This window comes from Enterobacter sp. D2, assembly GCF_034427575.1.
In the GTDB taxonomy this organism is placed as follows: Bacteria; Pseudomonadota; Gammaproteobacteria; order Enterobacterales; family Enterobacteriaceae; genus Enterobacter; species Enterobacter cloacae_M.
Window position 1 is genome coordinate 164056 of sequence record NZ_JAXQPP010000002.1, and the last position, 22427, is coordinate 186482.

The window sequence follows — 22427 nt, forward strand, 5'->3', positions numbered from 1 at the left end:
CGCCATCGGGCTTTTTTTTACAGCAGCGGCGGGATTGTCGGCACCTGCGGCGCCTCATCAATATCCTTCTGCGTCATGCGGAACGCTTCCGGATAGTGCTCGCGGCTGGTGCGGCGCAGCGGTTCGGTATCGCGCCAGGTATACAAACAATGCTGGCACTGATAAACGGTCCAGACCCCTTTTACCGGCGACGTCGCCATCACTTCAATATGCTCATCGGCACAACGTGGACAAATCATCTTTTCCTCCTTATTGACGTGCTGCCAGCATCGCGGTCAGTTTTTCAGCCCAGGCTTTGGTTTCAGGCAGATCCTGTACCGGCTGGCTGTAGTGGCCCCGGGTGTCCGGCGCGACAGGCGTGGTGGCATCGATAATCAGTTTGTCGGTAATGCCCGCCGGGCTGGAACCGGGATCGAGTTCAAGGACCGACATGTTCGGCAGTTGCACCAGATCGCCTGCCGGGTTCACTTTCGACGACAGCGCCCACATCACCTGCGGAAGGTTGAACGGATCGACATCCTCATCCACCATAATTACCATCTTCACGTAGCCGAGGCCGTGCGGCGTGGTCATGGCGCGTAAACCGACCGCGCGGGCAAAACCGCCGTAGCGTTTTTTAGTGGAGATAATCGCCAGCAGACCGTGGGTGTACATCGCGTTCACCGCCTGCACTTCCGGAAACTCCGCTTTAAGCTGCTGGTAGAGCGGCACGCAGGTGGCCGGCCCCATCAGATAATCAATCTCGGTCCAGGGCATGCCGAGATAAAGGGATTCGAAAATAGGTTTGGTGCGGTAAGAAACTTTGTCGATACGCACAACCGTCATGTTACGACCACCGGAGTAGTGCCCGGTAAACTCGCCGAACGGCCCCTCGATTTCACGCTTGCGGCCTTCAATCACCCCTTCCAGGATCACTTCAGAACCCCATGGCACATCGAAGCCGGTCAGCGGCGCGGTGGCAATCGGGTATGGGCTTTCACGCAGCGCGCCGGCCATTTCATACTCTGACTGATCGTATTTCAGCGGCGTCGCGCCCATCAGCGTAATGATTGGATCGTTGCCGAGGGTAATAGCAATCGGCAGATCTTCGCCGCGCTCCTCCGCTTTGTGCAGATGCAGAGCGATATCGTGCATCGGTACCGGCTGGAGGCCGAGCTTGCGCTTGCCCTTCACTTCCATACGGTAGATCCCGACGTTCTGCTTGCCGAAGTGGTCCGGGTCGAGCGGATCGCGCGAGACAACGCACGCTTTATCGAGATAAAAACCGCCGTCACCGTCGTTCAGGCGAAACAGCGGCAGGATATCGAACAGGTTAATGTCTTCACCGTCCACCGTATTCTGCGCCCAGGCCGGGTTGGCGCGGCGCTCCGGCGTGACGGGAAATTTATCCCAGCGGCGGATGAACTCGTCGATCTGTTTTTTTACCGGGGTGTTCGCAGGCAGCCCCATCGAAATGGCGTGGTTCTGCCAGGAGCCGATGGTGTTCATCACCACGCGGGCATCGGTAAAGCCACGAATGTTATCGAACCACAGCGCAGGCGCGCCGTCGCCAATGCGGCCGGTCGCGTTGGCTGCCGCCGCCAGATCGGGCTCGGCGTTAACCTCTTCCTCAATTTTCAGCAGTTGCCCTTGCTCATCGAGCGCCTGCAGGAAGCTTCTCAAATCATCAAATGCCATCTTTATTCTCCTGTGCAAAATGTTTCGCCTCCCGCAGCCCGTTCCAGCGGCGCGCCTTTTTATGCTCCAGACCGAACTGGTCGAGCACGCGGGTCACGATGTGCTGGGTAATGTCATCGGCGGTTTGCGGGTGGTTGTAATACGCAGGCATGGGCGGCACCATCGCCACGCCCATGCGGGAAAGAGCAAGCATGTTCTCAAGATGAATGGTGCTGAGCGGCGTTTCACGAGGAACCAATACCAGCTTGCGCCCCTCTTTCAGCACCACGTCCGCCGCACGTCCCACCAGCCCTTCGGCGTAGCCCGCGCGGATACCCGCCAGCGTTTTCATGCTGCAGGGAATGACGATCATGCCGTCGGTGCGAAACGAGCCAGAGGAGATGGTGGCGGCCTGGTCAGCCGGACTGTGGACAACGTCAGCCAAAGCAGCAACGTCCTGCGCGGTGTAGGGCGTTTCCAGCTCGATGGTGGTTTTTGCCCACTTAGACATCACCAGATGCGTCTCCACCTCCGGCATTTCCCGCAGCGCCTGCAGCAGCGCCACGCCCAGCGGTGCGCCCGTTGCCCCCGTCATTCCTACTATCAATCTCATTCATCACCTCAATTATTTGTTCGTACACGAACATTATAAATAAGCTACTCCAGGATCGTTTTCCTGGCAAGATCGTTCGCATACGATCACACGAATGGCTAAAAGATGCCGCGTTAAAATTGAGAGCAATAGCGGCTATCATAGGGGAGAGATTTTTTCCGTCGGAGAGTTCATGGAACTAAGACAAGAGGCGTTCCACCTGTTACGTCAGCTTTTTCAACAGCATACCGCGCAGTGGCAACATGCCTTACCGGAACTGACCAAGCCACAGTATGCGGTGATGCGCTCTATTGCCGAGCATCCGGGTATTGAACAGGTGGCGTTAACCGAAGTGGCGGTCAGCACGAAAGCGACCCTGGCGGAGATGCTCAGCCGCATGGAGGCGCGCGGGCTGGTCAAACGCGAGCACGATCCGGCCGATAAGCGCCGCCGGTTTGTCTTCCTGACGCCAGAAGGTGAAGCCCTGCTTGCTGGCTGTAAACCGGTTGGCAACGAGGTGGATGAGGCGTTTTTAGGACGTCTTAACAAGGCCGAGCGGGAGCAGTTCTCCGCGCTCATCAAAAAGATGATGCACGATTAATTCACGCTGGCGCGCATAAAATCGATAAAGGTGCGCACTTTCGCTGACACGTGGCGGGCATCGGGATAAACCGCATAGATGCCCTGCTGCGCAAAGGTATATTCCGGTAAAACCGGGACCAGTTTTCCCGCATCAAGCGCATCGCGCGCCAGCCATTCCGGCAGTAACGCCACACCTCCGCCAGCAAGTGCAAAGGCCATAAGGGCCTGAGCGCTGTCGGCAAACAGACGCGGCGCTTTTTTTATCTCCAGCGTTTCAGGCGCACCGCTGGAATCCTTCACCTGCCAGCGCAGCGGCGAGGCCAGACGCTCGTGAATAATCCAGTCGGCGTTGGCAAGGTGCGCAAGCGTTTCGATCGGATGGTTAACGAGCCACCCGGGCGCCGCGACGGGGAGAATGGAGAAGTGCACAATCAGCGCGGCGTGGTTGCGCGAATCGGCAAGCGTTCCCAGACGGATGGCTACGTCAAAGCGCTCCGATATAAGGTCAGCGTGCAGGGACGACGAAACGTGCCGCACGCGAAGATCCGGGTGCTGCTGGCTAAACCTGGCCAGCAGCGGCACCACCACCTGTGAGCCATACTCGGGCGTAGTCGTGATCCGCAGTTCGCCAGTGAGCCCCGCATGATTCGCGCGGACATCATCCTGCAGCCGTTCCGCATCCTTCAGAAGCGCCACGCTGCGCTGATGAAAGAGCGCGCCCGCCTCGGTTAACGTCAGGCCGCGGGTGGAGCGCAGCAGCAGCGTAACGCCCAGCTCATCTTCAAGCTGGCGAATATTGAAGCTGACCACGGCTTTTGTCAGCCCCATTGCCTCGGCTGCAGCAGTGAAACTGCCGGTGTCGGCCACCGCGACAAACATCTGAGCCCGCTGCAGATTAATCATCATCACGCCCTTTACTGTCAAAACTTTTTTGACAGTATATCGCGCTTTGTCAGGTTTATCCGTGCTTCCCGGATCGATACGATACGCCACCTCACCGGAGGATCCACCATGACGTATCGCAGCAAAGTCGCCGTTGTTTATCTGCTGGGCTTTTTTCTTGATTTGATCAATATGTTTATTGCCAGCGTCGCCTTCCCGGCAATGGCTCACGCCTTTAACACCACGCCTTCAGCCCTTGCCTGGGTCAGTAACGGGTACATTGCCGGCCTGACGCTGGTGATCCCGTTCAGCAGCGTGCTCACGCGCCGCATCGGACCAAAGCGCGTCATCCTGCTCTCGCTTTTTCTGTTCAGCGCAGCCTCCGCAGCGGCGGGCCTGTCTGCAACGCTTGAAAGTCTGATCGCCTGGCGAGTACTCCAGGGCGTGGGTGGAGGTTTACTGATCCCCGTCGGACAGGCGCTGACCTGGCAACAGTTTAAGCCTCACGAGCGTGCCCGACTCTCCTCGGCGGTGATGCTGGTGGCATTGCTTGCCCCGGCCTGCTCCCCTGCTATCGGAGGCCTGCTGGTGCAGACGCTAAGCTGGCGATGGATATTTTTCGCCACGCTACCGGTCGCTGTCGTGACCTTTGTTTTGGCCTGCCTGTGGCTTAAACACGAAATGCCCGCGATGAAAGCGGCCAGACTGCTAAACCTGCCGTTACTCGCGGACCCGCTTTTGCGTTTTTCCATGCTTGTCTATATCTGCGTACCCGGCATGTTTATTGGGGTGAACGTCACGGGCATGTTTTATCTTCAGCAAGTGGCGAACATGAGCCCAGCCGCAACGGGGATGCTCATGCTGCCGTGGTCCGTGGCATCGTTTATCGCCATCACGGCAACGGGACGCTATTTTAACCGTATCGGCCCCCGACCGCTGATCGTCATCGGCTGCCTGCTGCAGGCGACGGGTATCCTGCTTTTGATTAACGTCAGTTCGGCTACGCTGCTGCCTGCCGTTGCGTTTACCCTGATGGGCGTGGGGGGAAGCCTGTGCAGCAGTACGGCTCAGAGCAGCGCTTTTCTGACGACGCGCCGGGAAGAGATGCCGGATGCCAGCGCGCTGTGGAATCTTAATCGTCAGCTGAGCTTTTTTGCCGGAGCCCTGCTGCTGGCGCAGGCCCTGAGCCTGGCGCAGGCCTGGCTGACACCGCTCGCCGCCTGGCACGGGATGTTTATTTTTGCCGCAGGCATGACCCTGCTGCCTTTACCGTACATTTTTCGTCTTAACAATACGCAGGTGCTCACCCAGCTGCGACAGGAGAATTCATGACGCCTTTCGAACACGACATTATCGACCTCCACATTGCGCTTGAAGACTGGTTAGGCAAAGGTGAAGGTGATTCCGACGCCCTGCTCGCCCGCTTCAGCCCGGATTTTATGATGATCCCACCGGGCGGCGTTCAGATCGACTATATCGGTCTTGCCAGTTTTCTGGAAAATCAGCGCGGAAGCCGTCCAGGACTGAAGATCGTCATTGACGAATTATCCACGATCCAGCGCTGGGATCGTGGCGCGGTGCTCCACTACCGGGAGACGCAAACCCGGCCGGACCTGCCCGTCAACGTGCGCTGGTCAACCGCGGTGCTCAATCAGGAAGGCGATCGGATAGTGTGGCGTCTGCTGCACGAAACGGCTAAGCCGTAGCGCAAAAGAAAAAGGCCCGTCTCACGACGGGCCTTTTTTGACGAAAGGTTGCTTATTCGCGGAACAGCGCTTCGATATTCAGACCTTGCCCCTGCAGGATTTCACGCAGGCGGCGCAGACCTTCAACCTGAATCTGACGAACACGTTCACGAGTCAGGCCAATTTCGCGGCCGACGTCTTCCAGTGTCGCAGCTTCATACCCCAGTAAACCGAAACGACGTGCCAGCACTTCACGCTGTTTGGCGTTCAGTTCGAACAGCCATTTGACGATGCTCTGCTTCATGTCATCGTCCTGCGTGGTATCTTCCGGACCGTTGTCTTTTTCATCGGCCAGGATGTCCAGCAGCGCTTTTTCGGAGTCGCCACCCAGCGGGGTGTCAACGGAGGTAATGCGCTCGTTGAGACGCAGCATACGGCTAACGTCATCAACCGGTTTATCGAGTTGCTCGGCAATCTCTTCAGCGCTTGGCTCGTGGTCCAGTTTATGGGACAACTCGCGCGCGGTGCGCAGATAAACGTTCAACTCTTTGACGATGTGAATCGGCAGGCGGATCGTACGGGTCTGGTTCATAATAGCCCGTTCGATGGTCTGACGAATCCACCAGGTCGCGTAGGTTGAGAAACGGAACCCGCGTTCCGGGTCAAACTTCTCAACTGCGCGGATGAGACCTAAGTTGCCCTCTTCAATCAGATCCAGCAGAGCCAGACCACGATTGCCGTAACGGCGGGCAATTTTCACGACCAGTCGCAGGTTACTTTCAATCATGCGACGACGCGAGGCTACATCACCACGCAAAGCACGACGTGCGAAATAGACTTCTTCTTCGGCCGTTAGCAGTGGGGAGTAACCAATCTCCCCAAGGTAAAGCTGAGTCGCGTCCAGTACACGCTGTGTGGCACCCTGCGATAACAGCTCTTCTTCAGCCAAATCGTTATCACTGGGTTCCTCTTCTACTAAGGCTTTTTCGTCAAAAGCCTCTACTCCGTTCTCATCAAATTCCGCGTCTTCATTTAAATCATGAACTTTCAGCGTATTCTGACTCATAAGGTGGCTCCTACCCGTGATCCCTGAACGAGACACCCTGGCTGGCATGCCCCGTCAAATTATCGCTGCGGCAAATACTGCAGCGGGTTTACGGATTTCCCCTTGTAACGAATTTCAAAATGCAAGCGTGTAGAACTGGTTCCGGTGCTACCCATGGTAGCGATTTTTTGCCCCGCCTTAACTTCTTGTTGTTCCCGGACCAGCATTGTGTCGTTATGGGCGTAGGCACTCAGGTAATCATCGTTATGTTTGATGATAATAAGATTACCGTAACCGCGCAGAGCGTTACCGGCATACACAACGCGCCCGTCAGCGGTCGCGATGATAGCCTGTCCTTTACTCCCTGCGATATCGATCCCTTTATTTCCCCCCTCAGAGGAAGAGAAGTTCTCGATAACCTTGCCGTCAGTTGGCCAGCGCCATGCAGAGATAGGCGAACTGGAGGTCATACTGCTGGCAGTCGGTTCAGTAGAGCTAACCACAGGTGCCGTCACCGGTGCTGTGACAACAGTCGCAGTCCCTTTATTATTCGGCAACATTTTGTTAGCAGTCTGATCACCTGAATCCTCAGAATACGTAATTACAGGTTGTGAAGCAACCACCGTGGTGGATTTTTGTGCAGGCTTAACGCTGTTATTTTGAGCCGTCACATCGGCCGCTGAAACGGTGTTGCCAGGCGTAAGCGGCGTGCCCGTCGCGTTGCCAACCTGGAGCGTTTGCCCCACTTCCAGACCATACGGGGCCTGGACGTTATTGCGCTGCGCGAGGTCACGGAAATCGTTCCCGGTGATCCACGCAATGTAGAACAGCGTATCGCCGCGTTTCACTGTATAAGTGCTGCCACCGGTATAGCTGCCTTTCGGAATGTTCCCATACTGACGGTTATAGACTATGCGGCCATTCTGGGTCTGAACAGGCTTTTCCACTGGCTGAATCTGCGTCGACTGCGTCATTGGACGCTGAACCGGCTGGATTGGCGGATTTTGTTGCGCCGTAGAGGTACCCATTTTAGGCGGAGGAGTGATCAACATTCCGCTGGACGTGTTACCCGAGCCGCTGTTTCCGCCGACAGAACTGACGGGCGCAGGCGCGTTGTTAGAACTTGTACAGCCTGCCAGCCAGAGCGAAACCAGTGATAATGCCGCAACACGGCTGATGGTGAATTTAGGGCTTCCCGCGCTCATTTATCCCCCAGGAATGTGTTAACTACCAGTGACTTAAAATTTACCGTGATGGCACGAATCTTTCGCGCCACACCATACGCTGAATTTGCCTTAATAACCCTGGATAATTCCGAGTCTCAGGCCAACTCCCCCTTTACCAGAGGCACAAAGCGCACGGCTTCCACGGTGTCGATAATAAACTCGCCGCCGCGCCGACGAATGCGCTTCAAAAGCTGCTGCTCGTCCCCGACGGGCAGAACAAGAATGCCCCCCTCATCCAGCTGCGACAACAGGGCTGCAGGAATTTCAGGCGGGGCCGCCGTCACGATGATCGCGTCAAACGGCGCGCGCGCCTTCCAACCCTGCCATCCATCACCGTGTCGTGTCGAAACATTATGTAAATCAAGTTGTTTCAGGCGACGACGCGCCTGCCACTGTAAACCTTTAATTCGCTCAACGGAGCATACATGATGAACCAGATGCGCCAGGATCGCGGTTTGATACCCCGACCCGGTGCCAATCTCCAGCACGCGGGAGTCAGGCGTCAGCTCCAGCAGCTCCGTCATGCGCGCCACCATGTAAGGCTGCGAAATCGTCTGGCCCTGTCCGATGGGCAGCGCCACGTTTTCCCACGCTTTGTGTTCAAACGCCTCGTCTACAAATTTCTCACGCGGAACCTGAGCAAGCGCTTCAAGCACGTGCTCGTCGCGGATCCCCTGCGCGCGGAGTTGTTCCAGAAGAGTTTGTACACGTTTGTTTACCATTGCGCGTTCACTCCTGCGCGATCCAGCCAGCCCGACACCACATCATGCGCGCTATACGCGGTTAAATCTACGTGCAGCGGGGTAACCGAAACATAGCCTTCATCAACGGCGGCAAAGTCGGTATCCGGACCCGCATCGCACTTATCGCCGGGAGGGCCAATCCAGTAAAGCGTGTTGCCGCGAGGATCCTGCTGCGGGATGACCTGCTCGGCAGGGTGTCGACTCCCGCAACGGGTGACGCGAATGCCTTTAATTTCGTCGAGGGGAAGGTCCGGCACGTTGATGTTGAGGATGCGCCCGGTACGCAACGGCTCGCGGCCGAGCGCCCGCAGGATCGAACAGGTCACCGCGGCGGCGGTATCGTAGTGCGTATGGCCGTTCAACGAGACCGCCAGCGCCGGGAACCCCAGATGGCGCCCTTCCATTGCGGCCGCCACGGTGCCGGAGTAAATCACGTCATCGCCGAGGTTAGGACCGGCGTTAATGCCGGAAACAACGATATCCGGACGCGGCCGCATCAGCGCGTTCACGCCCAGAAAAACACAGTCGGTTGGCGTGCCCATCTGCACGGCAATATCGCCATTTTCAAAGGTAAAGGTGCGAAGCGACGACTCCAGCGTCAGAGAGTTAGACGCTCCACTGCGGTTACGATCGGGCGCCACGACCTGCACATCCGCAAATTCACGGAGGTGTTTCGCCAGGGTCTGAATGCCTGGCGCGTGGATCCCGTCATCGTTACTCAGCAATATTCGCATAATCACCCGAGGTGTTGATTAGTTCCCTGACAACACTGGTGGCAAAGCTACCTGCCGGTAGCCAGAAGCGTAACTCGACGGTTACGTCATCCCACCAGTTCCAGCTTAACTGCTGCGGATAGAGCAGCATCGCGCGGCGTGCCGCTTCAACTTTTTCCCGCACCAGCAAGGATTGTAATTCTGGCGCATCCGCTACGGCTGACTGCTCGGCGGCCAGCGCGTCGCCCTGTGTTCCCCAGTCGCCCGTACCCGGCAGCGCGGCGGTAATCATCAGCGCTTTTGCGTCCACGCGCGACTGCACATCGGCCATTTCTTCGGCCGTTGCCACAAACCAGCTTCCGCGTCCCGCTAATTGTAGCGCATCGCCAACAACAACTTGATTCGCGTCCGGTTTTTTCAGCCTTTCGCTCACAATCTGATTAAACAACGCGCTGCGGGCCGCCGACAACCAAAAACTGCGTTTATTCCTGTCGCGCACCGGTGCATCGCTTTGCGCCCAGCGCAGCGCGCCCTGCAGGTTGCTGCCGCCAATGCCAAAGCGCTGCGCGCCAAAGTAGTTCGGTACGCCGCGTTCACTGATAGCGTTCAGTCGTTTTTCAACATCTTCGCGGTGCGACACTTCACGCAACACCAGCGTAAAGTCGTTCCCCTTCAACGCCCCCAGACGCAGTTTGCGCTTGTGCCGGGCGAATTCCAGTACCTTACAGCCTTCAAGCTCAAATTTGCTTAAATCAGGCATCGTATTGCCGGGAACGCGCGCACACAGCCACTGTTCCGTGACGGCGTGTTTATCTTTCTGCCCGGCAAAGCTTACTTCGCGGGCATGAATTTTGAGGAATTTTGCCAGCGCGTCGGCCACGAAGCGGGTATTGCAGCCATTTTTCAGAATACGCACCAGGATATGTTCGCCTTCGCCATCCGGCTCAAAGCCCAGATCCTCCACCACGAGGAAATCTTCCGGGCTGGCTTTCAGCACCCCGGTCCCCTGCGGTTTACCGTGCAGGTATGTCAGGTTGTCGAAGTCCGTCATTTGCTCGCCTTCACCAGCAGCGCCACGGCCTCACAGGCAATCCCTTCGCCACGCCCGGTAAAGCCCAGCTTCTCGGTCGTCGTCGCTTTGACGTTCACGTCGTCCATATGGCAGCCCAGATCCTCTGCAATAAACACGCGCATCTGCGGAATGTGCGGCAGCATTTTCGGGGCCTGGGCAATAATCGTCACGTCGACGTTGCCGAGGGTGTAACCTTTCGCCTGAATGCGGCGCCACGCTTCGCGCAGCAGTTCGCGGCTGTCCGCGCCTTTAAATGCCGGGTCGGTGTCCGGGAACAGCTTGCCGATATCACCCAGCGCGGCAGCGCCCAACAGCGCGTCGGTCAGCGCATGCAGTGCCACGTCGCCATCAGAATGCGCCAGCAGTCCTTTTTCATAGGGAATGCGCACGCCGCCAATGATAATTGGGCCTTCTCCGCCAAAGGCGTGTACATCAAAACCGTGTCCAATTCGCATTATGCCTTCTCCTGATGGGTCGAACGGGTAAGATAAAATTCCGCGAGCTGTAAATCTTCCGGACGCGTCACTTTTATATTATCAGCGCGTCCTTCAACAAGCTCAGGGTGGAAACCGCAATACTCCAGCGCGGAGGCTTCGTCCGTGATGGTCGCGCCTTCTTTAAGCGCTCGCGTTAGGCAGTCGTGGAGTAATTCGCGGGGGAAAAATTGTGGCGTCAGCGCGTGCCATAAATCGACGCGATCGACGGTGTGGGCGATAGCCTGTTTGCCCGGCTCGGCGCGCTTCATGGTGTCGCGCACCGGTGCGGCCAGAATCCCGCCAACCTTGCTTGTTTCGCTCAGCGCCAGCAGGCGCGCAAGATCGTCCTGATGCAGGCAAGGACGCGCCGCGTCATGCACCAGCACCCACGGCGCGTTTCCGGCGGCCTGAATGCCCGCCAGAACGGAATCGGCGCGCTCGGCGCCACCGTCAACGACGGTAATCTGCGGGTGATTTGCCAGCGGCAGCTGCGCGAAGCGCGCATCGCCAGGGTTGATAGCGATAATCACACGCGTCACCCGCGGGTGCGCCAGCAGCGCCGCCACGGCGTGCTCGAGGATCGTTTTATCGCCAATAGAGAGGTACTGCTTGGGACATTCTGTCTGCATGCGCCGGCCAAAACCTGCGGCCGGCACCACGGCGCATACGTCCGAAAAAGTTACTGCCATGTCGTAATCCTGGGCCTGATTATCGATTGTTTTGTGCTGAGCCCTGATTGCGTTTAGACGCATCCGGAACCAGACGATAAAAGGTTTCGCCCGGCTTAGTCATACTGAGTTCATTGCGTGCGCGTTCCTCAATCGCCTCCTGCCCGCCATTGAGGTCATCAATTTCAGCGAAGAGTTGATCGTTTCGCGCCTTAAGTTTGGCGTTTGTTGCCTGCTGAGCCGCGACGTCATCGCTCACCCGGCTATAGTCGTGAAGTCCGTTCTTACCGAACCACAGCGAATATTGCAGCCAGATTAGCAAAGCCAGCAACAGCAGCGTTAGTTTACCCATCCTGCCCCCTGAAAAACGGCATCATCATCCCAAGACTTCCCCAGAGCACTACGCCGGGGTAACAGAGATGCCGCAACATCGCGGGCAAATGTACCACATTTTTTCCGCAGAATCGTCCTGCACAATATCGTTACACAGTTGGTTACGGTTTGAATTATGGCTGAAGTTAGCCCATGAGCCACAAAAATAACAGACCAAACATCAGAACCACCGTCACAATCGTGACCACGGTGCTGTAGAGGAGCTTGCCGTTGAGCAGAGAGTGCAGCGCAATGCCGACAACAACCGCCACGGGCATCAACGCCAGAAAGAAAGGCCAGGTGTAGAGAAAGAAGAACAGCGTGTTGCCGCCGTAGATAAGAAACGGAATGCCAAGCGCCAGCAGCCATGAGACGAAGCCAATGATGGCCCCAGGAAATGACCAGGTCGTTTCGTCGTCGGTCGCTAGCGGCTCCGACCCGGTGGTGGTGATGTAATGTTCACTGTTGCGCATAGCTAATCCTGTGACCGTGACTCATCGTTCGGGAAGACAGCTCCCGAACGATACCGCCTCAGGATCTGATAATATCGTCCCGCCTGAGCAGGTCTAATAATTGGCTTACTAAATTTGTTACCAATTGTTGACCTTCCAGGTGAATTTCAGGCGATTCAGGCGCTTCGTATACCGCGTCAATTCCGGTGAAGTTGCGCAGCTCTCCGGCACGCGCTTTCTTGTACAGCCCTTTCGGGTCGCGCGCTTCGCAAATCTCCAGCGGCGTATCGACAAACACCTCGATAAAGCGATCCTGGCCCACGCGTTCGCGCACCATCTGGCGCTCGGCGCGGTGCGGGGAGATAAACGCGGTCAGCACCACCAGCCCGGCGTCAGCCATCAGGCTGGCGACTTCGCCCACCCGGCGGATGTTCTCTTTGCGGTCATCGTCGCTAAACCCTAAATCGCTGCACAGGCCGTGACGCACGTTATCGCCATCCAGCAGGTACGTGCTTACGCCCTGCTGATGCAACGCCTCTTCCAGCGCGCCCGCCACCGTCGATTTACCCGAGCCGGACAGCCCGGTAAACCACAGCACAACCCCACGGTGACCGTGGAGCTGTTCGCGCTGGGCGACGGTGACCGGATGAGGATGCCAGACGACGTTCTCATCATGGGCGGCCATTACTTGCCTCCCAGCAGATCGCGTGCGCCCCAGTGCGGGAAGTGTTTACGCACCAGCGCGTTCAGTTCCAGCTCGAAGGCGCTGAATTCAGACGTCGCGGCAGCCTGTTTAATCGGTTCGCGAACCATACCGGCCCCGACGGTAACGTTGGTCAGCCTGTCGATAAAGATCAGCCCTCCCGTGACCGGGTTCTGCTGATACGGATCCAGCACCAGCGGTTCGTCGAAGGTCAGATCGACCAGACCAATGCCGTTCAGCGGCAGTTCGGTGACGTCACGCTGGGTCAGGTTGTTGATATCCACCTGGAACTGAATACCGTCCACGCGGGCGCGGGTTTTCTTGCCGGCAATTTTGATGTCATAGCTCTGGCCAGCGGTCAGCGGCTGTTCGGCCATCCAGACCACGTCCACGGAAGCCCCCTGCACTGCCGCCAGCGTTTCCTGCGCGTCGACCAGCAGGTCGCCGCGGCTGATATCAATTTCGTCTTTCAGCACCAGCGTTACGGCTTCACCGGCGCCCGCTTCCTGCAGGTCACCGTCGAAGGTGACGATGCGGGCGATAGTCGATTCCACGCCGGATGGCAGCACCTTGACGCGCTGACCTACCTTCACGGAGCCTGACGCCAGGGTGCCTGAGAAACCGCGGAAATCGAGGTTTGGACGGTTCACGTACTGCACCGGGAAACGCATCGGCTGGGTGTCGACCACGCGCTGAACTTCAACGGTTTCCAGCACTTCCAGCAGCGTCGGACCGCTGTACCACGGCATGTTCGCGCTCTGGGAGGCGACGTTATCCCCTTCCAGCGCCGAGAGCGGCACAAAGCGAATATCCAGGTTGCCCGGCAGCTGTTCGGCAAAGGTCAGGTAGCTCTGGCGGATCTCCTCGAACTTCTCTTCGCTGAAGTTGACCAGATCCATCTTGTTGACCGCCACCACCAGGTGTTTGATCCCCAGCAGCGTCGAGATAAAGCTGTGACGACGGGTCTGATCCAGCACGCCTTTACGCGCGTCCATCAGCAGGATCGCCAGGTCGCAGGTGGACGCGCCGGTCGCCATGTTGCGTGTGTACTGCTCGTGCCCCGGGGTGTCAGCGATAATAAATTTGCGCTTCTCGGTAGAGAAGTAGCGGTAGGCCACGTCGATGGTGATGCCCTGCTCGCGCTCCGCCTGCAGGCCGTCCACCAGCAGGGCCAGGTCGAGTTTTTCACCCTGGGTGCCGTGACGTTTACTGTCGTTATGCAGGGAAGAGAGCTGATCTTCATAAATCTGGCGCGTGTCGTGCAGCAGGCGGCCAATCAGGGTACTTTTCCCGTCATCCACGCTGCCGCAGGTCAGAAAACGCAGCAGGCTTTTGTGTTGTTGCGCGTGCAGATACGCTTCCACGCCGCCTTCGTTGGCAATTTGTTGAGCAATAGTGGTGTTCATGGCGGCTCCTTAGAAATAACCCTGACGTTTCTTCAGCTCCATGGAGCCTGCCTGGTCGCGGTCAATCACGCGCCCCTGTCGCTCGCTGGTGGTGGACACCAGCATCTCTTCGATGATCTCCGGCAGCGTCTGCGCGCTGGATTCCACCGCGCCGGTCAGCGGCCAGCAGCCGAGGGTACGGAAACGGACCATCTGTTTTTTGATCACTTCACCCGGCTGCAGGTCGATGCGATCGTCATCGATCATCATCAGCATGCCGTCGCGCTCCAGCACCGGGCGCTCGGCGGCCAGGTACAGCGGAACGATCTCGATGTTTTCCAGATAGATGTACTGCCAGATATCCAGCTCGGTCCAGTTGGAGAGCGGGAAGACGCGAATACTTTCGCCTTTGTTGATCTGACCGTTGTAGTTGTGCCACAGCTCCGGACGCTGGTTTTTCGGATCCCAGCGGTGGAAGCGGTCGCGGAAGGAGTAGATACGCTCTTTGGCGCGGGATTTCTCCTCGTCACGGCGCGCGCCGCCGAAGGCCGCGTCAAAACCGTATTTGTTCAGCGCCTGCTTCAGCCCTTCGGTTTTCATGATATCGGTGTGCTTGGCGCTGCCGTGCACGAACGGGTTAATGCCCATCGCCACCCCTTCCGGGTTTTTGTGCACCAGCAGCTCGCAGCCGTAGGCCTTCGCGGTACGGTCGCGGAACTCGTACATTTCGCGGAACTTCCAGCCGGTATCCACGTGCAGCAGCGGGAACGGCAGCGTGCCCGGATAAAACGCTTTACGCGCCAGATGCAGCATGACGCTGGAATCTTTACCGATGGAGTACATCATCACCGGGTTAGAAAACTCGGCGGCCACTTCGCGGATGATATGGATACTCTCCGCTTCGAGCTGCCGCAGGTGTGTAAGACGTTTTTGGTCCATAACCGTTCCTTAAGCCAAATTTACGACAGAAGAACCAAAGCCTTCTGTATCGGTTGTGTGTTGGAACCAGGCGAGCGTGCTGTGCAGCTGCACCACTTCACCCACCACGATCAGGGCGGGCATCGGGGCGTCTTTCGCCAGGGTTGCAAGATGTTCCAGCGTGCCCGTCGCAACGTGCTGATCGACGCGCGTGCCGCGAGAAATGACGGCAACGGGCGTCGTCGCCTCGCGACCGTGCTGAATAAGCTGTTCGCTGATGTCCGCGGCCTTCATCGTGCCCATGTAGATCGCCAGCGTCTGGCGGCTCTGGGCGAGATGCGACCAGTCGAACGGCGTACTGTCGGCCTTGTAGTGGCCGGTCACAAAGGTGACGCTCTGGGCGTAATCGCGGTGGGTCAGCGGAATACCGGCGTAGGCCGTCACCGCAGAGGCCGCCGTGATGCCGGGCACCACCTGGAACGGTATGCCCGCTTCGGCTGCCGCCTGCAGCTCTTCGCCGCCGCGGCCGAAGATAAACGGATCGCCCCCTTTCAGGCGCACCACGGTTTTACCCGCTTTGGCGGCGTCAACCAGCATCTGGTTGGTGTCGTGCTGCGGCACCGAGTGCTCGCCAGCCCGTTTGCCGACGCAGATTTGCTCCGCGTCGCGACGGATCAGCTCGCGCACGCCGTCGGTGACCAGATGGTCGTAGAACACCACGTCCGCGTCCTGCAGCACCTGCAGGCCGCGCAGCGTCAGGAGCCCGGCATCGCCCGGCCCTGCCCCCACCAGAATGATCTCCCCGCCCGTGCTGCCGGGGTTATCCAGTTCGTCCTCGAGGATTTTCTGCGCCGCCGTCTCATTACCGGCATGCATCAGGCTGGCAAAGCGGCCGCGAAACACGCGCTCCCAGAAGCGACGGCGTTCCGTTACGCTGGTCAGGCGCGTTTTAAGATGGTTGCGCCAGAAGCTGGCTTTTTCCGCCATGCGCCCGAGGCTGGTCGGCAGCAGCGCCTCGATTTTTTCACGCAGCACGCGCGCCAGCACCGGTGCGGTACCGCCGGAGGAGATCGCCACCAGCAGCGGAGAACGGTCAACGATCGACGGGAAGATAAACGAGCATAACGGCTGGTCGTCCACCACGTTCACCAGGCGGTAACGGGCCTGGGCGGCGTCGGAAATCCGCCGGTTCAGGTCGCGATCTTCGGTCGCCGCAATCACCAGCACTACGGTATCGATTTGTGATTCGTCAAAATCCGCTTCTGCCACTACCCGCACCTGCGCCCCTGCGCGCTGCAAAAACGCGATTTTGCGATCGGCAATTTCACCCGTGCCAACAACCAGCACCGGCTTCTCTTTTATCGCGGCAAATAAGGGCAGATAGTCCACTAGCAACAACTCACTAACAACGAGGAATAAAGGGACTATAGGGGGCGGCTTAGACCGAATGAAATTACGAATTGGAATGAGTAGTTACTCAATGGAATAACGCCGTGAAAAAGCTAATACCAAAAAGTGCTTAACACGCGAAATATCGGGCATTTAAGAGCAATTCAAATTGTGTATGGGCGATCACAGTTTCATACTAGGCGGGTTAATATTTTGCTCTGTTTTTAAGGACTCACTATGTTTTCCGCAACGCGCCACCGTATTGCTGCCCTGGCGCTCGGCGTTTGCTTTATTCTTCCTGCCCAGGCAAAAAACCAACCTTATGGTGAAATCGCCACTATGCAGGCGCGGCATATTGCCACCGTCTTTCCTGGCCGCATGACCGGCTCGCCTGCGGAGATGCTCTCCGCGGACTATCTTCGCCAGCAGTTTGCCGGGATGGGCTATCAGAGCGATATCAGGTCGTTTCACAGCCGCTACGTCTATACCTCACGAAATAAAACGAAAAACTGGCATAACGTGACCGGCAGTACGGTTATCGCGGCGCATGAAGGTAGCGCGGCTGAACAGATTATTATTATGGCGCACCTTGATACCTACGCCCCGATGAGCGATGCCGATACGGATAACAACCTCGGCGGGCTGACGCTGCAAGGCATGGACGACAACGCGGCGGGCCTGGGCGTGATGCTCGAACTGGCCGAGCGGATGAAAGATATTCCAACCCGGTATGGCATTCGTTTCGTGGCTACCAGCGGTGAAGAAGAGGGCAAACTCGGCGCTGAGAATCTCCTTAAACGCATGAGCGCTGAGGAGAAGAAAAATACGCTGCTGGTGATCAACCTCGATAACCTGATCGTCGGCGATAAACTTTATTTCAACAGCGGGCAGAGTACGCCGGGACCGGTGCGGAAACTGACGCGCGACCGGGCGCTGGCGATAGCCCGCAGCCATGGCGTTTTTGCCACGACCAATCCGGGCGGGAATCCTGCTTTCCCACGCGGAACAGGCTGCTGCAACGACGGGGAAGTCTTCGATAAGGCGGGCATTCCGGTGCTGTACGTGGAAGCGACAAACTGGGCACTGGGCAAAAAAGATGGCTATCAGCAGCGGGCTAAATCGAAAGCCTTCCCGGACGGGACAAGCTGGCACAACGTGATGCTGGATAATCAGCAGCACATTGACAGCGCGCTGCCGCAGCGGATTGAGCACCGCAGTCGTGATGTGGTGAAGGTCATGCTGCCGCTGGTGAAGGAGCTGGCGAAGGCGGGGAAAGCCTGAGGTGGTTAAACATAGCGCGGCCTGATGCCCTCACCCAAACCCTCTCCCACAGGGAGAGGGAGGATAAAGGATCACCCTTCGTGCAGCCCGCACTCGCGCTTCAGCCCAAAGAATCGCGTCTCTTCTTCCGCCATTCCCGGTTCCCATTTGCGCGTGGTGTGGGTGTCGCCCACCGACAGATAGCCCTGGTCCCACAGCGGATGGTACTTCAGCCCGTGTTTTTGCAGATACTGATACACCGTCCGGTTATCCCAGTCGATAATCGGCAGCACTTTAAACACCCCGCGCTGGACCGCCAGAACCGGTAAGGTTGCACGACTGCCGGACTGCTCGCGACGCAGGCCCGCAAACCACGTCTGCGCATTGAGCTCTTTCAGCGCCCGGTTCATCGGTTCGACTTTATTGATCTCATTGTATTTCTCAATGCCCTCAATGCCCTGCTCCCACAGCTTACCGTAGCGCGCCTCCTGCCAGGCCGCGCTTTCCATCGCGCGGTACACTTTGAGGTTCAGCTTGAGCTTGTCCGTCAGCTCGTCAATAAACTGGTAGGTTTCCGGGAACAGGTAACCGGTATCGGTGAGGATCACCGGAATGTCCGGACGGATCTGATTCACCAGATGCAGGCTGACCGCCGCCTGAATACCAAAGCTCGACGAGAGCACATAGTCTCCCGGCAGGTTTTCCAGCGCCCACGCCACGCGCCCTTCGGCGTCCAGCTTTTCAAGATGGGCATTGGTTTCTGCCAGCGCCAGAATGCGTTCGACTTTAGGCAGATCGTTAAGGGCGTTTAGATCGAGTACGGACATAAGAACCTCGTTTGCCTGTTTTGCCGGGCGGCACTGCGTTTGCCCGGCCTACAACACCTGTAAAACCATCGGGATGTTACTCCCAGAAATCCCTTGCGGGATCGAGCACCGGGCGAATGATGCCCGCACGCACCGTAAAGTCGCCGAAGCCTTCACCCGCTTCGCGCTCTTTCGCCCAGCGCCCGACAAGCTCGTCGATGGAATCAAGGATTTCCGGCTCGGTAATGTTCTCGCGGAACATACGCGGAATGCGAGTGCCGATACGGTTACCGCCCAGGTGCAGGTTATAGCGCCCCGGCGCTTTCCCCACCAGACCCAGCTCGGCCAGCATCGCGCGACCGCAGCCGTTCGGGCAGCCGGTGACGCGCATAACAATATGCTCGTCCGGAATACCGTGTTTTTCCAGAATCGCTTCTACCTTGTCAGTGAATGACGGCAGGAAACGTTCCGCTTCGGCCATCGCCAGCGGGCAGGTCGGGAACGACACGCAGGCCATCGAGTTTTCACGCTGCGGCTTAACCGCATCCATTAACCCGTGGTCGCGCGCCAGCTTCTCGATCTTCGCCTTCTGGCTCTCCGGCACGCCGGCAATAATGAGATTCTGGTTAGCGGTAATGCGGAATTCGCCTTTATGGATCTTAGCAATTTCCAGCAGACCGGTTTTGAGCGGACGGCCCGGATAATCCAGAATACGGCCGTTTTCAATAAACAGCGTCAGGTGCCATTTATTATCGATACCCTTCACCCAGCCAATGCGATCGCCGCGACCGGTGAATTCGTAAGGGCGGATCGGCTCAAACTTGATGCCTGCGCGACGCTCCACTTCCTCTTTGAACGTCTCAACGCCCACGCGCTCCAGGGTGTATTTGGTTTTCGCGTTTTTACGGTCGGTACGGTTGCCCCAGTCGCGTTGGGTGGTTACTACCGCTTCCGCCACGGCCAGCGTGTGCTCCAGCGGCAGGAAGCCGAACTCGCTCGCGGTACGGGCGTAGGTTTTCTTATTGCCGTGCTCAATGGACAGGCCGCCGCCCACCAGCAGGTTAAAGCCAATCAGCTTGCCGTTTTCGGCAATCGCCACGAAGTTCATGTCGTTGGCGTGCAGATCGATATCGTTCTGCGGTGGGATCACGACCGTGGTTTTAAACTTACGCGGCAGATAGGTCTGGCCAAGGATCGGTTCTTCGTCCGTGGTGGCGACTTTTTCCTGATCGAGCCAAATCTCCGCATAGGCGCGGGTGCGCGGCAGCAGATGCTCAGAGATCTTCTTCGCCCACTCATAGGCTTCGGCGTGCAGCTCGGACTCATACGGGTTCGAGGTGCAAAGCACGTTACGGTTCATGTCGTTGGCGGTCGCCAGCGCGTCCAGCCCGACCGAGTGCAGCATCTGATGCACCGGCTTCACGTTCTTCTTCAGAATGCCGTGGAACTGGAAGGTCTGACGGTTGGTCAGGCGGATGCTGCCATAAATCGTGTTTTCACCGGCAAACTTGTCGATGGCCTGCCACTGTTTGGTGGTGATCACCCCGCCCGGCAGGCGGCAGCGCAGCAGCATCGCATGACGCGGCTCCAGCTTCTGTTCGGCACGCTCGGCGCGGATGTCGCGATCGTCCTGCTGGTACATACCGTGGAAGCGGATCAGCAGGAAGTTGTCGCCTTTGAAGCCGCCGGTGAGACCGTCATTCAGATCTTCAGCAATGGTGCCGCGCAGATAGTTGCTTTCCAGCTTCATGCGCTCGGCGTCTGTCAGTTTACCTTCGACCACCAGTGGCCCTGGATGTTTTTCGCTCATTAGTAGACATCTCGCTGATAACGGCGCTCAACGCGCAGCTCACTTAAAAATTCATCCGCCGTTTCGGCATCCATACCGCCGAATTCGGCAATCACTTCCAGCAGTGCCTGCTCAACGTCTTTCGCCATGCGATTGGCGTCGCCGCAGACATAAATGTGGGCACCGTCATTGATCCAGCGCCACAGCTCTGCGCCCTGTTCGCGCAGTTTGTCTTGTACGTATACTTTTTCTTTCTGGTCGCGGGACCAGGCCAGATCGATGCGGGTCAGTACGCCTTCTTTAACATAGCGCTGCCACTCAACCTGGTAGAGGAAATCTTCGGTAAAGTGCGGGTTGCCGAAGAACAGCCAGTTTTTACCCGGCGCTTCATCTGCCGCGCGCTGCTGCATGAAGGCGCGGAACGGCGCAATGCCGGTGCCCGGGCCAATCATGATGACCGGCGTTTCCGGGTTCGCCGGGAGGCGGAAGTTGTCGTTGTGCTCGATAAAGACGCGCACTTCGCCCTCTTCTTCCACGCGATCCGCCAGGAAACTTGACGCCCCACCCGCGCGGGCGCGGCCTTCGATGTCGTAGCGCACCACACCGACGGTAACATGCACTTCACTCTCCACTTCGGCCTGCGAAGAGGCAATGGAGTACAGGCGCGGTGTCAGCGGTCGCAGCAGGTCGATTAGCGCATCGGCATCCAGCTGAGCCGGAGAGAAACGGACCATATCGACAATTGGCGTCGTCGCGGCGTAATGCTGCAGCTTCGCCTTGTCGCCCACCAGCGGCAGCAGGGATTCGCTGCGCGTTAAGGTGGCATAATTTTCGACGATATTCGGGGTATTCACCGTCAGTTCGAAATGCCACTGCAGCGCCTCTGAAAGCGACTGGGTTTTGCCGTCAACGGTGACGGGCTCGTCACCCTTCAGCCACAGCAGCTCAACCAGCTCTTTCACCAGAGCCGGATCGTTCTGGTACCAGATACCCAGCGCGTCGCCCGGCTGATAGCGCAGGCCAGAGTCGCCGAGATCGATTTCGATATGGCGCACGTCTTTTTCCGAATCGCGGCCGGTAATTTTCTGGTTCACCGACAGGCTCGCCGTCAGCGGCGCCTCTTTGGTGTACGGGCTGGTATGGATGTCGTTGACGGCCCCCGTCGCGGTGAAGGCGGCCTGCGCCGACGTCTCTTTCGGCACGCGCGCTTTCAGCACCTCAACGATGCGGGCACGCCATTCGGCGGCGGCGGTCTGGTATTCGACATCCGCGTCAACGCGGTCCAGCAGGCGCTCCGCGCCCAGCTCCGCCAGCCTGCTGTCGAAGTCTTTACCGGACTGGCAGAAGAATTCATACGAGGTATCGCCAAGGCCAAATACGGCAAACGCCGTGCCATCCAGCTTCGGCGCTTTTTTCGAGAACAGGAACTTATGCAGCGCCACCGCTTCTTCAGCGGGTTCACCTTCACCCTGCGTAGAAGCGACCACCACCAGCAGTTTTTCTGACGCGATTTGCTTAAATTTATAATCCCCGGCGTTGACCAGGTTCACATTCAGTTTGGCGGCCAGCAGGTCGTCACGCAGCGCTTCGGCCACGCGGCGCGCATTGCCCGTCTGCGAGGCGGAAATCAGCGTAATGGCCGGAATTTCAACGGCCGTTACTGGTGCACCCGCCACAGCGCCAGGCTGCTGATTGAGCATTCCCCAGAAATAACCGGAGACCCAGGCAAGCTGAGTGGGAGAAAAATCAGAGGTGGCAGCCTGAAGGCGCGCCAGTTGCTCCGGGTTCAGGGGAAGCAAATTTGAAGGTGGGGCCTGTGTTGTCATGCGTCGTTATGTTCCAGTAGCCAAGCGGACTTTAAGCGAATAAATCCAAACTGAAGATAAGGTTAACGGCGAGGATAATAACAATTAAAGAAGGGATGGAAATAATAAATAACCAAATGGACTAACCTGTTTTAGTTGTCATACTTAACGATAAAACCGATTAATTAACCCACTGAAAATTATCGAT

The 22427-nt window shown here is 57.8% G+C and carries 24 protein-coding genes; 4 read left to right on the top strand and 20 right to left on the bottom strand.

What is annotated here, in order from left to right:
- Positions 1–17: 17 nt before the first annotated feature.
- The 3 genes from SPG90_RS12985 to SPG90_RS12995 are packed head-to-tail and all read right to left on the bottom strand — an operon-like array spanning position 18 to position 2269.
- Positions 18–239 (bottom strand): non-oxidative hydroxyarylic acid decarboxylases subunit D, encoded by a 222-nt coding sequence (locus SPG90_RS12985; RefSeq protein WP_003862116.1) that lies wholly within the window; start codon positions 237–239, stop codon positions 18–20.
- Between the two features lie 10 nt (positions 240–249).
- Positions 250–1677, bottom strand: coding sequence for a non-oxidative hydroxyarylic acid decarboxylases subunit C (locus SPG90_RS12990; RefSeq protein ID WP_023308982.1), 1428 nt, complete (start codon positions 1675–1677; stop codon positions 250–252).
- On the bottom strand, positions 1667–2269 hold the full coding sequence (locus SPG90_RS12995) for a non-oxidative hydroxyarylic acid decarboxylases subunit B (RefSeq protein ID WP_023308983.1): 603 nt from the start codon (positions 2267–2269) through the stop codon (positions 1667–1669). The genes SPG90_RS12990 and SPG90_RS12995 overlap by 11 nt, the downstream gene beginning before the upstream one ends.
- Before the next feature lie 172 nt (positions 2270–2441).
- Between SPG90_RS12995 and SPG90_RS13000 the strand changes: the two genes are divergently transcribed.
- On the top strand, positions 2442–2849 hold the full coding sequence (locus tag SPG90_RS13000; protein WP_023308984.1) for a MarR family winged helix-turn-helix transcriptional regulator: 408 nt from the start codon (positions 2442–2444) through the stop codon (positions 2847–2849).
- Here SPG90_RS13000 and SPG90_RS13005 read toward each other — a convergent pair.
- Positions 2846–3733, bottom strand: a complete 888-nt coding sequence (locus tag SPG90_RS13005) for a LysR family transcriptional regulator (protein ID WP_322408224.1) — start codon at positions 3731–3733, stop codon at positions 2846–2848. The two genes, SPG90_RS13000 and SPG90_RS13005, sit on opposite strands and share 4 nt — an antisense overlap.
- 108 nt (positions 3734–3841) lie before the next feature.
- Here SPG90_RS13005 and SPG90_RS13010 point away from each other — a divergent pair, with 108 nt between their 5' ends.
- Both SPG90_RS13010 and SPG90_RS13015 read left to right on the top strand, forming a co-directional pair.
- Complete coding sequence (locus tag SPG90_RS13010; protein ID WP_322408180.1) at positions 3842–5044, top strand: MFS transporter; 1203 nt, start codon at positions 3842–3844, stop codon at positions 5042–5044.
- Positions 5041–5418 carry a DUF4440 domain-containing protein gene (locus SPG90_RS13015; RefSeq protein ID WP_045404183.1) on the top strand — a complete coding sequence of 126 codons (378 nt, stop codon included), beginning with the start codon at positions 5041–5043 and terminating at the stop codon, positions 5416–5418. The genes SPG90_RS13010 and SPG90_RS13015 overlap by 4 nt, the downstream gene beginning before the upstream one ends.
- A 52-nt stretch (positions 5419–5470) precedes the next feature.
- On the opposite strand, the gene rpoS is transcribed toward SPG90_RS13015, so the two are convergent.
- From rpoS to cysG, 13 genes are all read right to left on the bottom strand, one after another.
- Positions 5471–6463, bottom strand: coding sequence for an RNA polymerase sigma factor RpoS (gene rpoS, locus SPG90_RS13020; RefSeq protein ID WP_008499600.1), 993 nt, complete (start codon positions 6461–6463; stop codon positions 5471–5473).
- A gap of 59 nt (positions 6464–6522) precedes the next feature.
- Positions 6523–7647, bottom strand: coding sequence for a murein hydrolase activator NlpD (gene nlpD / locus SPG90_RS13025; protein ID WP_322408181.1), 1125 nt, complete (start codon positions 7645–7647; stop codon positions 6523–6525).
- A gap of 116 nt (positions 7648–7763) precedes the next feature.
- Positions 7764–8390, bottom strand: coding sequence for a protein-L-isoaspartate(D-aspartate) O-methyltransferase (locus tag SPG90_RS13030; RefSeq protein ID WP_126303046.1), 627 nt, complete (start codon positions 8388–8390; stop codon positions 7764–7766).
- Positions 8384–9145, bottom strand: coding sequence for a 5'/3'-nucleotidase SurE (gene surE / locus SPG90_RS13035; protein WP_126303047.1), 762 nt, complete (start codon positions 9143–9145; stop codon positions 8384–8386). The genes SPG90_RS13030 and surE overlap by 7 nt, the downstream gene beginning before the upstream one ends.
- A complete protein-coding gene (gene truD, locus SPG90_RS13040; protein WP_047059981.1) occupies positions 9126–10175 on the bottom strand; it encodes a tRNA pseudouridine(13) synthase TruD in 1050 nt (349 codons plus the stop codon). Before truD ends, surE begins: the two co-directional genes overlap by 20 nt.
- On the bottom strand, positions 10172–10651 hold the full coding sequence (gene ispF, locus SPG90_RS13045; RefSeq protein ID WP_008499607.1) for a 2-C-methyl-D-erythritol 2,4-cyclodiphosphate synthase: 480 nt from the start codon (positions 10649–10651) through the stop codon (positions 10172–10174). The genes truD and ispF overlap by 4 nt, the downstream gene beginning before the upstream one ends.
- Positions 10651–11361: a 2-C-methyl-D-erythritol 4-phosphate cytidylyltransferase gene (ispD, locus tag SPG90_RS13050; RefSeq protein WP_126303048.1), complete on the bottom strand. Its 711-nt coding sequence runs from the start codon at positions 11359–11361 to the stop codon at positions 10651–10653. Before ispD ends, ispF begins: the two co-directional genes overlap by 1 nt.
- A 19-nt stretch (positions 11362–11380) precedes the next feature.
- On the bottom strand, positions 11381–11692 hold the full coding sequence (gene ftsB, locus SPG90_RS13055; protein ID WP_008499609.1) for a cell division protein FtsB: 312 nt from the start codon (positions 11690–11692) through the stop codon (positions 11381–11383).
- A 166-nt stretch (positions 11693–11858) separates the two neighbouring features.
- Positions 11859–12185, bottom strand: coding sequence for a DUF3561 family protein (locus tag SPG90_RS13060; RefSeq protein WP_008499610.1), 327 nt, complete (start codon positions 12183–12185; stop codon positions 11859–11861).
- Between the two features lie 58 nt (positions 12186–12243).
- Positions 12244–12849, bottom strand: a complete 606-nt coding sequence (cysC, locus tag SPG90_RS13065) for an adenylyl-sulfate kinase (protein WP_010434543.1) — start codon at positions 12847–12849, stop codon at positions 12244–12246.
- Positions 12849–14273: a sulfate adenylyltransferase subunit CysN gene (cysN, locus tag SPG90_RS13070; protein ID WP_059446890.1), complete on the bottom strand. Its 1425-nt coding sequence runs from the start codon at positions 14271–14273 to the stop codon at positions 12849–12851. The genes cysC and cysN overlap by 1 nt, the downstream gene beginning before the upstream one ends.
- A 9-nt stretch (positions 14274–14282) precedes the next feature.
- Positions 14283–15191 (bottom strand): sulfate adenylyltransferase subunit CysD, encoded by a 909-nt coding sequence (gene cysD, locus SPG90_RS13075; protein ID WP_006811770.1) that lies wholly within the window; start codon positions 15189–15191, stop codon positions 14283–14285.
- Between the two features lie 9 nt (positions 15192–15200).
- Positions 15201–16559, bottom strand: a complete 1359-nt coding sequence (gene cysG / locus SPG90_RS13080) for a siroheme synthase CysG (protein WP_023308997.1) — start codon at positions 16557–16559, stop codon at positions 15201–15203.
- Positions 16560–16796: 237 nt separating this feature from the next.
- On the opposite strand from cysG, the gene SPG90_RS13085 reads away from it, so the two are divergent.
- Positions 16797–17840, top strand: a complete 1044-nt coding sequence (locus SPG90_RS13085; RefSeq protein WP_045404176.1) for an aminopeptidase — start codon at positions 16797–16799, stop codon at positions 17838–17840.
- A 71-nt stretch (positions 17841–17911) separates the two neighbouring features.
- Here the strand turns inward: SPG90_RS13085 and cysH are convergent, their stop codons facing one another.
- The 3 genes from cysH to cysJ all read right to left on the bottom strand — a co-directional run bounded on the left by cysH (position 17912) and on the right by cysJ (position 22240).
- Positions 17912–18646: a phosphoadenosine phosphosulfate reductase gene (cysH, locus tag SPG90_RS13090; protein WP_126303049.1), complete on the bottom strand. Its 735-nt coding sequence runs from the start codon at positions 18644–18646 to the stop codon at positions 17912–17914.
- A 76-nt stretch (positions 18647–18722) separates the two neighbouring features.
- The gene (gene cysI / locus SPG90_RS13095; RefSeq protein WP_023309000.1) at positions 18723–20435 is read right to left on the bottom strand and encodes an assimilatory sulfite reductase (NADPH) hemoprotein subunit; all 1713 of its coding nucleotides are present in this window, start codon (positions 20433–20435) and stop codon (positions 18723–18725) included.
- Positions 20435–22240 (bottom strand): NADPH-dependent assimilatory sulfite reductase flavoprotein subunit, encoded by a 1806-nt coding sequence (gene cysJ, locus SPG90_RS13100; protein ID WP_126303050.1) that lies wholly within the window; start codon positions 22238–22240, stop codon positions 20435–20437. Before cysJ ends, cysI begins: the two co-directional genes overlap by 1 nt.
- Between the last annotated feature and the right edge of the window lie 187 nt (positions 22241–22427).